This is a genomic window from Cohnella xylanilytica (assembly GCF_014212175.1).
GTDB classification, from domain to species: domain Bacteria; phylum Bacillota; class Bacilli; order Paenibacillales; family Paenibacillaceae; genus Cohnella; species Cohnella xylanilytica.
This window is the reverse complement of record NZ_JACJVR010000029.1, coordinates 1-12,008: the sequence shown is the minus strand read 5'-3', so window position 1 is coordinate 12,008 and position 12,008 is coordinate 1. Positions and strand designations below refer to the sequence as shown.

Sequence of the window (12,008 nt, the reverse complement as noted above, 5' to 3'; positions counted from 1 at the left end):
GAAAAGGGCCATCCGTCAAAAGGATGGCCTTAAAACGGAGGAATCCCCCGTATTGCCCTGCTATTTTTTAACCACAGGAACCCAGAATTCGCCGTAGAAAGCGCCGTCGCCGTTTTCTTCGCGATAAGTCGCGTTTGGACCGCCGATGTAAGCATAGTCCGTGATTTGTGCCAAGACTTCGGCGAAAGCGCGGTAAGTCAACTGATCGAACAAAGTTTCCTTGTCGCCGGTTCCTGCCACCACAATATACTCGCTCTCCGGGAACTCGATGATGCGTGTCGCGTCAGCCACCGACTTGCTGGCTTCTACCGCGAAATAATTCCACGGTTTGCCTTGATAAACTTCGTTGACCGACCATTCGCGATCATCTTTGGCGGCCGCTTTGAGCTTATCGAAACGTCCGTCAGCCTTGAGCCTTTCCCAAAACGCCGCTTTTTCCTTTTGCAATGCCGGCGCGTCTTGGAAATTGGATTGAATCGAAAAACCGTATGCGGTCAACGTAAATGTATTCTTATATTCAACTGTGTAATTTGCCATGCGAGCGCTCCTCAGACTGAGATTAGCCGGCTGCCTTTTTTACGCGAAGCCACATTTCGCCGTAGAACTTACCGTCTTCAGCGGCTTTGACGAATGTCGAGTTGCCGGGCCCGACGTATTTGTAGTCCGCGATTTCTTGCAGCAGGCCGCCGAAAACTTTGCCCGTTATTTCGTCGGCAAGGCGGTCTTTGTCGGCGCCTGTGCCAGGCACCACGAGGTAGTCCCCGGCGAGGAAGTCGAGGACGACCGCGCCTTCCACGTCGTATGCGCCCATCACGCCGAAGCCGCGCCATGCCTTGCCGTCAATAACGTAGTTGATTTGATATTCTTGCCCGTCCGCGAGCGCGAGAAGTTCAGCAAGCTTGCCGTTTTCAGTGATTTCCGTTTTTTTCGCCGCCGTTTTTGCCGCATTGCCTGCCCAGTCGTTGTAGTCTTCAAGCAATACGCCGAAAGCAGTCATTTTGTAGTTTTCCGAGATGGTTTGGATGGAGTAGTTAGACATTGTAATCTCTCCTTAGCGGATTTTATTTTACAAGATTGATCCTATTCGCTAAATGTATCAAAAAACGATACCTTTTATCATCCGGATGATCCATTTTCTGATACAATAAAATCATGAAGAGAACAGAACGAGTGAACCTGATCATGCGCTTCATCAATAACCGCGCGCATTTTACGATTGCAGAGATTCAGCGGGAGTTCAAGATTTCTCGCGCGACGGCGATCCGCGACATTAACGAGATTCAGGCGATGGGGTTTCCGCTGACGTCCGAGCTGGGGCGCGGGGGCGGCTACAATGTCCTGCAAAATCAGTATCTGTCCGCCGTCCGGTTCACGCCGGAAGAGCTGAAAGCGATATTCATCAGCTTTATCGCCTCGAAAAATTCGCAGCTGCCTTATTTGCAAAATCGCCGCTCCATCACCGAGAAACTCATCGGCATCGCGTCGCAAACCCAGCACGACGAGCTGATCGAGCTGAATCAAATCTTGCTTTTTGAAAATACGAATCCTGCGAATCCGAACCTTCTGGAACTCGACGATGCGGCGCCCGCGGAGTTGAACAAGTTGATCTCGCTTGCTGCGCGGGATAAGCACTTGCGCTTGACTTATGAGCCGAGTCCCGGATGGCCGCAGTTGATGGACGTTTTTTTGCTTCATATTTTTAACTCTAATGCTCATTGGCTGGTCGAGGTTTATGATCTTGATGCCGATGAGTTTCGTTATTTGCCGGTCGAGATGCTGCGGGATTCGGCCATTTCCGAGCAGGAGATGAAGCGGTCTGAGCAGGAGATATTAAGCAAAAAACGGCTTGGCGCACGCGAATCCAATCTGGTCGTAAAGCTTGATGCGACGGGGATTCAGCGCTTTAAGCGTTTACACCCGCCGGGAATTATTTTGTCCTTTACAGGGATGTTCCAGTCGAGCGGAATTTTCAATGTTCAACTGGATGTGACCGATGTCGAGACGCTGGAGTATTATGCGGATTGGCTGTTGTTTTTGGGGAAAGGGGTCGAGTTTGAACGGATTCCTGACGAGCTGCGCTTGATTTTGGAAGAGCGGTTAAGGAGAAGCGCCGACACTTTAACCAAGTGCAGGCTAGGCCAATAAAGTAGAGGGATATGACAGGTTGGCTAGGGCCATCCCGCCACGGATGGCCCTAACAACAATTCTCACGTACCCGCGAGCTTTGCCTCTATACAAAACTATTTGCCCTTCCCCCGTTTATATATTTCCCTGTCACGGATGCGCTGCATCCGACGATATTCTTCGGCACTCCTTCGTATAGCAACCGCCCCCCTTCTTCCCCCGCGCCGGGGCCGAGATCGACGATCCAGTCCGCCTGATGGATGACGTCCAGATTATGTTCGATGACAATCAACGTGCCGCCTTGGTCCACAAGGCGATTCATGATGCGGATCAGCCGCTCGACATCCGACATGTGGAGTCCCGTCGTCGGCTCATCCAACACATACAGCTTTCCTTCGCCGCCGCTTGCGAGCTCCATCGCCAGCTTGAAGCGCTGCAATTCGCCGCCCGACAGCGTACTGAGCGGCTGCCCCAGCGTCAAATACCCGATTCCCGTCTCCTGTATTCTCCGCAGCGCAGACGCAATCTCCTCTTCCGCGAAGAAGGACAATGCCTCGTCCACCGTCATGGCCAACACTTCGCTTATATTTTTCCCGCGAAGCGTATAAGCGAGAACTTCGTCCGTGAACCGCCGCCCCCGGCACCGCTCGCACTCGCTCGATACCGTGTCCATGAACGCGAAGTCGATGTAGACCTCTCCCAATCCTTTGCACTCGGGACAAGCTCCCTGGGAATTAAAACTGAACAACGAAGCGCTCGTCCGATTGGCCGCCGCAAACAGACGACGAACTTCGTCGAACATGCCGCTGTACGTGGCAATATTGGAACGGACCGACGCTCCGATCGCGCCTTGATCGATATAGACGGCATCGGGCCGGCAGCTTGAGAGCACGTCACGAACCAAAGTGCTCTTCCCCGATCCCGCGACGCCGGTGACGACCGTCATGATACCGAGGGGAAAACGAACGTCGATCCCCTTCAGGTTGTTCCGACGCACGCCCTTCACCTCGATCCATCCGTTGGGCATGCGCGGCTCAGGCTTGAATTCGGGCTTCCGCTTCACATATTCGGAAGTCAACGTATGCGCCGACAACAACCCGGACAACGTTCCTTCGTATACGATCCGTCCGCCGCCTGCCCCGGCCTCGGGTCCCATCTCCACAAGATGATCCGCAATCCGAATGACGTCGGGGTCGTGCTCCACGATCAACACCGTGTTTCCTTTATCCCGCAGCTCCCGCATGAGCCGATTGATATTGCCGACATCGTGCGGGTGAAGCCCGATGCTCGGCTCATCGAAAATATAGATCATGTCCGTCAGACTGTTGCCGAGCTGGCGAACCAGCTTGATCCGCTGCGACTCGCCGCCCGACAGGCTGGCGGTGTCCCGGTTCAACGTCAAGTAGCCGAGTCCGACGGAGACGATATGGCGCAGCCGCTTCGCCATCTCCTCCGTGACCGTCTGCGCCGCCGGTTCTTGCACGTCTTGAACGAACCGGAGCAGCTCGCCGATCGGCATGCCTGCGCAGTCCGCGATGCTTTTACCGTTGATTCGGCACGCCAATACCGCTTGCTGCAGCCTGCCGCCGCCGCAGAGGGGACACGTCTCCTCGGTCGCCACTCGATCGATGGCGTCCTTGTAACGCGCAACGTCCCGGGAGTCCCGGTTCAGGAAAGTTCGCTTGATTCTCGGAACGACCCCTTCGTAGTACGAGGTCGGCGGCCATTCCTTCGTCGGGTTCGGCGGCTTGAACCCTGTCTTGTACAGCAGAGTGTCCAGTTCGTCCTCCGTGTAATCCTTGATCTTCTTGTCGTTGTCGAACAAGCCGGTGCATACGTACCTCTTCCACCTGAAATCGCCGGGCCGGAAGGTAGGGAATTCGATGGCGCCTTCGTTAAGCGACTTCTCCTTGTCGAGCAGCCGCTCCGGATGAACGGTCTTCACCTTGCCGAGCCCTTCGCATTCCGGGCACATCCCCTGCGGATTGTTGAACGAAAAGATGTCCGAGTATCCGGCGAACGGGCGGCCGAACCGCGAAAACAACAGGCGCAGCAGGGCATAAATATCGGTTGCCGTTCCGACCGTCGACCGGCCGTTGCCGCCGATTCTTCTCTGATTGATGACGATCGCCGCCGCCAAATGGTCGATCGAGTCCACTTCGGGCTGCCCGTAGTGCGGCAGCCGGTTCCGAACGAAGCTGGAATAGGATTCGTTCAGCTGCCGCTGCGCCTCCGCCGCGATCGTATCGAACACGAGCGCCGACTTCCCGGAGCCGGATACTCCTGCGAATACCGTAATTTTCTTTTTCGGAATCGCGACGCTGACATTTTTCAAGTTCTTCTCCCTTGCGCCGGTCACGCGAATGAAATCGCTCGTTCTCATGGTCCTCCTCCTCCTGCGATTGTAAATCCTCGAATCCTACTATATATTTAAACCATGCCAATAGTTGTCATGTTTAAACGGAGGAGGTTGTTCTCTTGTCCAAAGCAAAGCTGCTGTTCGACCTCATCATGTACGTCAATACGAAGCGCAGCTTTACCGCGCAGGACGTGGCCGACGAATTCGGCGTCTCCATCCGGACGGCGCACCGTTACTTGGCGGATATCGACGAGATGGGCGTGCCGTTGTACACGGAGCCCGGCCGCGGAGGCGGCTATCGGGTTCTGAACAATAGAACGCTGCCGCCGATCGTGTTCGACGAACACGAAGCGTTCGCTATTTTTTTCGCGTTCCAATCGCTCAGGAATTACCCGTCGCTGCCCTTCAACATTAACATCAACTCCGTCTCCAGGAAGCTGTACGCCAGTCTGCCCGCCGACTCGCGGCACAAAGCGGACCGTCTCGGTTCCGTGTTAGCCTTCTGGCATCCCGCCAAAACCGTCCCGTCTCCCTACTTGTCCCTTATTATCGAGGCGGCCGCGGAACAGCGAGTCTTGCAGATCGAATATGTCTCAAAGAATGAAAATACGAGGAGGGAGGTCGAACCCGCCGGCGTGTATGCGTACGGGGGCTTCTGGTATATGCCTGCTCTCGACCGGGCTTCCGGCGAGACCCGGCTGTTCCGGACCGACCGGATCGCGGCATTGGAGGGGACGTCAGAGACGTTCGTGCGCCAGCTCCGGCTGGACGACTGGCTGCAGCGCCTGGCGGCATCCGAGCCGAAGGATCCCGTGAGGCTATACGCGGAGTTAAATCGCGAAGGCGTGCGGCAATGCCGTAGCCAGCCTTGGTTGGAGCCTTACCTTGTGATGACGGGCCCGGAGCACGGCCACGTCGATGTCGAAATCGACAGGAGCGAGTTGCCGTTCGCCTCCGACTTCTTTTTCCGCTTGGGGACATCGGCCAAAGTGATCGAGCCGCGCGAGGCGATCGAATATATCCGCCGCGAAGCCCGGGAGCGGCTACGCCATTACTCATAAGCAAAGAGGAGGCTTCGAGCATTGAAGGTCCATCGTCTTCTATCCATCGTTATGCATCTGCTCAATCGCAAAAGAATGAGCGGACAGGAGCTAGCCGATTTATTCGAGGTATCCTTGCGGACTATCTATCGCGACCTGGAGACGATCAACAGCGCCGGTATCCCTATTATCTCCTATTCGGGCGCAAACGGCGGATATGAGATCATGGACCCGTATCATATCGATAGACAAATCGTCACGTTTGAGGATCTCCATTCCATTCTGAATGCATTAAAGGGCATTCAATCTTCTCTCGACGATCCTGACTTGGCCGAATTGATAACCAAAGTCGGGGCGCTGATGACCAAATCCGAGCAGAGCCGGCTTGAGGATTCCGGTGAGACGATCCTATTCGATACGAACCTCTGGCGAGGCGGACATGTCGATAGAACTATGATTGCAGAGCTTCGGCAAGCGGCCAGAAATCGATTCGTCGTTCTTTTCAAGTATACGAATTCCGAAGGGATGGGCGAGCTGCGGACAGTGGAACCCATCGGCTTGGCGTGGAAAGGATATGCATGGTACCTATACGCTTATTGCCGGCTTCGCAACGATTATCGAACCTTCAGACTCTCCCGAATGAAAGAACTTCTTGTATCGGATGAAAGGTTCATACGCAGAGATATGAGTTTGGAGGACCTTGATGCCAGATGGGGCAAACAAGATATAGACAATCAGATTAAAATGGTGCTTCGCTTTCATCCCCGGGCGAAGGTCAAGGTCGAAGAATATTTTCCCCCTGAGGAAATCACGATCGCTGAGGACGGCTATTTCATCGTGAGAACGGAGCACTCGCTATGCTCGGGCGGCGATTCGAAGGTGAGGCCGGTCGGTGTCAGAATTCCGCCTTTGGGCACTAAGTGCCACGCCAAAGTTCCAAGCGTACGGAAGCCAGGGGCAATCTCTTGCTTCAATGACGCGTCCGTCAAGGAACGGAGGATTTTTCGCGTAAATTCGGATTCATTCTGGTACTCGGTGATAAAGCTTTGAATGGATAGATACATCGGGGAAAACCTCCTCATTAGGTGATTACCGAGTTGTTTGAACTCCGTTACAGTACCGAGTATAAGGAGCCCCGACTGACAACTGTATGTCAGCAAAATTTTATTCAAACCATATCAAATATCCCGCAGGAGAACCCCCCTTGCCGCTTCTATGAAAGATAACATAATTGGCGATAGCCACTTGTCTTTATGCCATAACATCTGCGTAAACACGCGCAAGTCCGGAATTCGCCATGGAAGGGCGACAAGCTCGCCCCGTTCGGCTTCGGCTATCGCCGTTATTTCAGGAAGAAAGGCGATGCCGATTCCCGAAATGGCGCATTGTTTAATGGCTTCGGCGCTTTGAAACTCCAAATACGTAATCCCATCAATGCCCTCTTTCTCAAATGACCGGTCAAACATGGTTCGATAGGGACAGCCCTTTTCATTCGTGAGGAACACTTCTCCGTGGAAATCCTCCGGCTGCAGCGCCGTTCGTTGCGCGAGCGGGTGGTCTGGAGCGGCGAAGAGGCGGAAGGTCTCTTCCAGCAACGGTTCCACCGCAAGGCCGCTTGAGCGAATGGGTTCGTCCAGCATAAAGACGACATCCGCGGTCCCCTCAAAGAGCGTTTGCTTGAGCTGCTGATTCGGAACGGAGCGGAAGATCAGACGAACTCCCGGATGCTGCGAACGGAATCGTTGAAAGACAGCCGGAAGCCGGTAGGCGCAAATAACCTCGTTGGCGCTTATCGTTAGGGTGCCGGTTAGATTCTCATTGTCATGAACGACGCTGCGAGCTTCCTCCAATTTGTTGAGGACGCTTTGGATATGAGTTAAAAAGCGCTTGCCCTCCGTTGTGAGAACGAGCTGCTTGCCCAGACGGTCAAAGAGACGAACGCCAAGCTCATCCTCCAAGGCTTTTATTTGCATCGTGACGTTGGAGGGGACGTAGTTCAGCACTTCCGCGGCCCGACTGAAATTTAAGGTTGATGCGACTATGCAGAACGTATTCAGTTGGCGCAATTCCATCGCCCGATCCCCCTATATCTTCAATATTTTTGAATACGGCGTTGAATTTCATTCACTTTTATTGAGAGTATCACGGGTCTTATACTAAGTTCAAGAACTACACGCTAACTGATGGGGTTCATTTTGAAGGGAGCGACTGTGCGATGGATTACGATATTTTTGATTTGGGCGACGTAACCTTGCAATCGGGAGCGACGTTGCCGGGCGCTTTTCTGGCGTATAAGACTTATGGAAGATTGAATGCAAAGAAAGATAATGTCATCGTCTATCCGACTGCCTTTGGCGACCAGCATGTTCAGAATGAATGGCTGATTGGAGAAGGCATGGCCCTGGATCCGCAGAAATATTTCATCATCGTTCCAAACCTGCTGGGCAACGGACTCTCTTCCTCTCCCAGTAACACGCCTCCTCCGTTCGACCGGGCTCATTTTCCTCAGGTAACCATCTATGACAACGTAAAGTTTCAGCATCGGCTGGTGACCGAGAAATTCGGCATTCAGAAGATCGCTCTCGTCGTCGGATGGTCCATGGGAGGCATTCAATCCTTCCAATGGGGGGCAAGCTATCCGGACATGGTGGAACGCATCGCGCCTTTCGCCGGAGTCGCCAAGACTTGGCCCCAAACGTATGTGGTCCTGGAGGGAATGAGAGCTGCGCTCATGGCTGCGGTCCGCTTCGATTCAAGCCGACGAAACCAGTTGACTTCCGCGGACATGCGCGCGGTCGGACTCGTCTATGCGGGATGGGGCGTATCGCAGGCGTTTTACAGAGAGGAGCTTTATCGCGAGCTGGGATTTGACTCCTTGACGGATTTTATAACCGGCGTCTGGGAAGACAGCTTTATGAAGATGGATCCGCACAATGTTCTAGCCATGTTATGGACGGGACAAAATGCGGATATTAGCGCAAACCCCTTATATAACGGGGATTTCGATAAGGCGCTCAAAAGCATTAAGGCGCTCGCTTGCATTATGCCGGGGAGCACGGACCTCTTCTGCCTGGCGGAAGATAATCAATACGAGGCTGAGCTCATACCTAATGCTGCTTTTCATCCTATAGAGTCGATCTGGGGCCATTTTGCCGGTCGCGGAATCAACAGTGCCGACAATCGATTTATCGACGACCATCTAAAACGCTTGTTGTCGATTAGTAACCGTGAGTTATAAGTTTGGATAGCGAATCTTAAGACGAAAAGGAGCGTGCCGCGGCAGGCTCCTTTCGCATCTGTTGCCTGCAATTGACAAAACAGAAAACTACCCCTATAGTGTAGACATCTACACGAATCGAAGGAGATCTTTATGCCAAGCGTGTTCGACATGTACCCCTATAGTCTATACATCAAGCTTATCGCGCAACGGGTCCGGGAAATTATCGACCAGCTTCTGAAGGATCATGGCTTGAACAGCTCGCAAGCGATTCTCCTGTCCCATATTCATCAATCCATAGAGGAGCATAAAGAGATCAACCGCAAGTTTCTTGAGAAAACGATGTCCCTAAGCGGCCCGTCCGTGACAAACTTATTGAACGGTTTGGAGAAATCCGGATTTATCACGCGCAGCAGCAACCCGGACGACGGACGCAACCTTCGTATCGATATAACGCCCAAAGCCAAACAATTCCTTAGCGAGAGGAGTGATGCCTTCTCGAAATCTGAAGATTTGATTACGCAAGGGATGTCCGATGCCGAGAAAGCCATGTTTGCTTCTTTGCTGACCCGTGCTTTTGAAAACGTCGAAAAACAGCTGCCGAAGTGAGGAATGAACCATGCGCGTATCTGTTTTTTTAGACAAATGGGTAGACGGCTACACAAATCGCATCTTAAAGTTCAGGAGGTTTCCATGATGAATGATCGACGAAACGGACCGGAGCTACCCAGAATCGGACTCGGCTGCGGCCATATGTCAAACGTCAATGACGCTGTCAGAAGGGCCGGCATTGCCACCATTCATGCCGCCCTTGAGAGTGGAATCCGTCATCTGAACACAGGGGATTTTTACGGTGCGGGCGGAAGCGAGATGGTCATCGCCGAAGCTCTGAAGGGGCGCAACAGGGACGACTATTGGATATCGCTGAAGTTCGGGGCCTTGAATACGCTGGACGGCTCCTTGTACGGACTGGATGTCTCCCCCCATCACGTGAAGAACTATCTCGCCTATTCGCTCAAACGTCTCAATCTTGACTATGTCGATCTTTATCAGCCCGCAAGAATCGATCTGGGTATCCCCGTTGAGGAGACGATCGGCGCCATCGCCGATCTGGTGAAGGCCGGCTATGTCAGGCAGATCGGAGTCAGCCAGGTCGACGCCGAGACGCTGAGAAGAGCGCATGCTACGCATCCGATCAGCTGGGTGGAAGTCGAATACTCGCTTTTCAACCGAAGCATCGAGAAAGACCTTCTGCCGACCGCGAGGGCATTGGGTATCGGCGTTGTTGCTTTTGGGGCGTTGGCTCATGGCCTTCTTGCCGGCCATTGGACAGACGAGCGAATCCAAAAGAGCAAGGGCGGCTACATCCCGTTGTTTTTTGAAGAAAATATGGAAAAGAACGTTGCCTTGTCTCAAAAGCTGGGCGAGATCGCCGCCAATAAACAAATAACGTTATCTCAATTGGCGTTTGCATGGATGTTATCCAAAGGCGAAGACATTCTACCGCTAATCGGTACTCTATCGCCGGCTCATCTTCAAGAAGCTTTACGGTCGCTTGATATTCAACTGACGGAAGAGGAGGTCAGAGCAATCGAAGAGGCGATACCCGAACGGGAGATCGCCGGCGCTTCCTTTCCCAATATGCAATTTAGAGGCGGGAAGACTGTTCGCGTATAAACCCTATCCTACGAATGAAAGGATGTTGGTCGCCATGATTATCGTTACCGGAGCCAATGGAAAATTAGGGCGCGCCGTAGTAGAACGGTTGCTTAAACGTCTGCCTGCCGAACGAATCGGCGTCAGCGTCCGCGATCCGAATCAAGCCCATGAGCTTCGGGAACGCGGAGTTCGCGTCCGTCGGGGCGACTTCGACGATGCCGAGAGCTTGCGCCATGCCTTCGAGGGGGCATCGCAGGTTCTCATCGTCTCATCCGGCATCATGGGCGAGGCCGATATCCCCCATGGGATTCGGCAGCATCAAACCGCGATTGACTCGGCTAAGAGAGCAGGGGTCCGTCGGGTGCTCTACACAAGTCATATGGGCTCTTCCCCGGCATCTCCCTTCGCCCCCATGATTCACCATGCGGCTACCGAACAACGACTGGAAGCTTCAGGCATAGCCTTCACGTCGCTTCGGAATGGCTACTACGCTGCATCGGCGCTAATGCTGATCGACGGAGCCATAAAAACAGGGGAATTGATCGCTCCTGAGGACGGTCCGGTCGCCTGGACGGCCCACTTCGATCTGGCCGAGGCTGCGGCGGCGATCCTAAGCGAGCAAAAGCTGGACGGCATAACCCCCAATCTGACGGGACCCGAGGCCATTGACATGGAAGGGATAGCGACAATCGCTTCCGAGGTCTTGGGGCGGACCATCCGCCGAATCGTCGTGTCGGACGAAGAGTTTCGGGACCTTATGAGGTCTCGAGGCGTGCCGGAGGCGAGCATAAATATGCGGATGGGGATGTTTCTGGCGAGCCGTCGGGGAGACTTCGCGCAAGTCGATCCTGCTCTAGCCCATTTGATCGGCCGGCCTCCCAAAGGTTTTAGAGAAGTCCTGAAGGAATCGATTTCCTAGTTCCTCGGTGTTTTGTTAAGGCCATCCCGCCAAGGATGGCCTTATAACTTGCCGCTACAGACGTATGAGTGATAGAGGAAGGGACAATCGAGACCCTTGGAAGGGATTGGCAACCCTTGATCGAATAAAGAAGAAGATGATAAGGCACTAAACTTGTACCCATGAGGAGATAAAACTATGACAACAAACAAATTATTAAGAATGGACAACGTTGGCATCGTCGTAGAATCCCTTGACGACGCAATCGCCTTCTTCGAGGAGATCGGCTTGAGGCTCGAAGGGCGGGCTACTATCGAAGGCGAATGGGCTGGCCGCGTAACCGGGCTGGGTTCGCAGCGTGTAGAGATGGCCATGATGATTACCCCGGATGGCCACAGCCGCATTGAACTGTCGCGATTCCTCACTCCGTCTCCTATATCCGATCACCGAACGGCTCCCGTAAATGCCCTCGGTTATCTGCGCGTCATGTTCGCCGTCGAAGACATTGACGAGATGGTATCCAGACTCGCTAAGCATGGCGCGCAGCTCGTTGGCGAAGTGGTTCAGTACGAGGACTCGTATCGGCTCTGCTACATTCGCGGTAAAGAAGGAATTCTCATCGGGTTGGCGGAACAACTCGGGAATAAATAGCGAACGGCTACCCTGCTCTAGGACAAAGGCTGCTTAAGGTTTTTTTAACATTATAGAATT

The 12,008-nt window shown here is 53.5% G+C and carries 12 protein-coding genes; 8 read left to right on the top strand and 4 right to left on the bottom strand.

From position 1 onward, the window contains the following. Window positions 1-60: 60 nt before the first annotated feature. Window positions 61-537 (bottom strand): GyrI-like domain-containing protein, encoded by a 477-nt coding sequence (locus H7B90_RS08340; protein WP_185135401.1) that lies wholly within the window; start codon window positions 535-537, stop codon window positions 61-63. Between the two features lie 22 nt (window positions 538-559). Further along, the gene (locus tag H7B90_RS08335) at window positions 560-1,039 is read right to left on the bottom strand and encodes a hypothetical protein (protein WP_185135400.1); all 480 of its coding nucleotides are present in this window, start codon (window positions 1,037-1,039) and stop codon (window positions 560-562) included. A 131-nt stretch (window positions 1,040-1,170) separates the two neighbouring features. Here H7B90_RS08335 and H7B90_RS08330 point away from each other — a divergent pair, with 131 nt between their 5' ends. Further along, window positions 1,171-2,145 (top strand): helix-turn-helix transcriptional regulator, encoded by a 975-nt coding sequence (locus H7B90_RS08330; RefSeq protein WP_246578495.1) that lies wholly within the window; start codon window positions 1,171-1,173, stop codon window positions 2,143-2,145. An 85-nt stretch (window positions 2,146-2,230) separates the two neighbouring features. Here the strand turns inward: H7B90_RS08330 and H7B90_RS08325 are convergent, their stop codons facing one another. Further along, on the bottom strand, window positions 2,231-4,507 hold the full coding sequence (locus H7B90_RS08325; RefSeq protein ID WP_185135399.1) for an ATP-binding cassette domain-containing protein: 2,277 nt from the start codon (window positions 4,505-4,507) through the stop codon (window positions 2,231-2,233). A 95-nt stretch (window positions 4,508-4,602) separates the two neighbouring features. On the opposite strand from H7B90_RS08325, the gene H7B90_RS08320 reads away from it, so the two are divergent. Together H7B90_RS08320 and H7B90_RS08315 are read left to right on the top strand one after the other, a co-directional pair. Beyond that, window positions 4,603-5,544 carry a helix-turn-helix transcriptional regulator gene (locus H7B90_RS08320; RefSeq protein ID WP_185135398.1) on the top strand — a complete coding sequence of 314 codons (942 nt, stop codon included), beginning with the start codon at window positions 4,603-4,605 and terminating at the stop codon, window positions 5,542-5,544. A 21-nt stretch (window positions 5,545-5,565) separates the two neighbouring features. Then, window positions 5,566-6,573 (top strand): helix-turn-helix transcriptional regulator, encoded by a 1,008-nt coding sequence (locus H7B90_RS08315; protein WP_185135397.1) that lies wholly within the window; start codon window positions 5,566-5,568, stop codon window positions 6,571-6,573. A gap of 128 nt (window positions 6,574-6,701) precedes the next feature. Here the strand turns inward: H7B90_RS08315 and H7B90_RS08310 are convergent, their stop codons facing one another. Continuing rightward, window positions 6,702-7,595 (bottom strand): LysR family transcriptional regulator, encoded by an 894-nt coding sequence (locus H7B90_RS08310; RefSeq protein ID WP_185135396.1) that lies wholly within the window; start codon window positions 7,593-7,595, stop codon window positions 6,702-6,704. A gap of 143 nt (window positions 7,596-7,738) precedes the next feature. Here H7B90_RS08310 and H7B90_RS08305 point away from each other — a divergent pair, with 143 nt between their 5' ends. The 5 genes from H7B90_RS08305 to H7B90_RS08285 all read left to right on the top strand — a co-directional run bounded on the left by H7B90_RS08305 (window position 7,739) and on the right by H7B90_RS08285 (window position 11,948). Beyond that, on the top strand, window positions 7,739-8,761 hold the full coding sequence (locus H7B90_RS08305; RefSeq protein WP_185135395.1) for an alpha/beta fold hydrolase: 1,023 nt from the start codon (window positions 7,739-7,741) through the stop codon (window positions 8,759-8,761). Window positions 8,762-8,893: 132 nt separating this feature from the next. Further along, window positions 8,894-9,349 (top strand): MarR family winged helix-turn-helix transcriptional regulator, encoded by a 456-nt coding sequence (locus tag H7B90_RS08300; protein ID WP_185135394.1) that lies wholly within the window; start codon window positions 8,894-8,896, stop codon window positions 9,347-9,349. A gap of 87 nt (window positions 9,350-9,436) precedes the next feature. Continuing rightward, window positions 9,437-10,417 (top strand): aldo/keto reductase, encoded by a 981-nt coding sequence (locus tag H7B90_RS08295; protein WP_185135393.1) that lies wholly within the window; start codon window positions 9,437-9,439, stop codon window positions 10,415-10,417. Between the two features lie 34 nt (window positions 10,418-10,451). Beyond that, window positions 10,452-11,318, top strand: coding sequence for an SDR family oxidoreductase (locus H7B90_RS08290; RefSeq protein ID WP_185135392.1), 867 nt, complete (start codon window positions 10,452-10,454; stop codon window positions 11,316-11,318). A gap of 177 nt (window positions 11,319-11,495) precedes the next feature. Beyond that, window positions 11,496-11,948 (top strand): VOC family protein, encoded by a 453-nt coding sequence (locus H7B90_RS08285; RefSeq protein ID WP_185135391.1) that lies wholly within the window; start codon window positions 11,496-11,498, stop codon window positions 11,946-11,948. Window positions 11,949-12,008: the final 60 nt, after the last annotated feature.